The organism is Pseudoalteromonas sp. SG44-1 (assembly GCF_014164315.1).
Taxonomy (GTDB): Bacteria; Pseudomonadota; Gammaproteobacteria; order Enterobacterales; family Alteromonadaceae; genus Pseudoalteromonas; species Pseudoalteromonas rhizosphaerae.
Window position 1 is genome coordinate 1 of record NZ_JACJEW010000210.1, and the last position, 765, is coordinate 765.

Consider the following 765-nt stretch of genomic DNA (forward strand, 5'->3'; position numbering starts at 1 on the left):
TTAAAAAGTGCTGTTAGTAAACCCTGTCGCTACGAGCCTGATCTAAACCCCACTTATCATCAATTAGCCGAGTATTATAACGTCGCTGTCATACCCGCTAGACCTTATAAACCCAAAGATAAATCGAAGGCTGAAGTCGGTGTACAAATTGTTGAGCGTTGGATCATGGCACGTCTGCGTAACCAAACCTTCTACAGCTTAGCGCACTTAAATCAAGAAATAGCAAAGCTACTTGATGTAATGAACAATAAGGTCATGAAGCAATATCAACAGTCACGTAAACAGCTATTTGATAGGGTGGATAAAAGCGCATTAAAGCCATTGCCTGAAAAGCCCTATCACTATACACAAATCAAAACGGTGCGAGTACACATTGATTATCATGTTGAAATAGAAAAGCATTATTACAGTGTGCCGTATCAGTGGGTTAAGAAACAATTACGCGCACACATAACCAATCAGCTAGTACAGCTTTATCATGACGATACCTTAATCGCACAGCATCCTCGCTCACATCGTTTAGGTGGGCATACAACACAGTCTCATCATATGCCTCTGGCGCATCAAAAACAGCATGAACAGTCACCGATAAATTTACGCTCATGGGCATTAAGTATCGGGGAGTATACCCACCAAGTTATTGAGTTACAGCTCAGTGGACGGCGTCACCCCGAGCACGCTTATCGCGCCTGTTTAGGGGTGTTAAGTTTAGCTAAAATCTATTCAAAAGAGCGGCTTGAGCAAGCGTGCTATCGCGCAATCATA

At 42.7% G+C, this 765-nt stretch carries 1 protein-coding gene; it reads left to right on the plus strand.

The features are described from left to right. Positions 1–765: Mu transposase domain-containing protein (locus tag H5187_RS23820; RefSeq protein WP_409072566.1), on the plus strand; the 765-nt coding region annotated here is incomplete at both ends.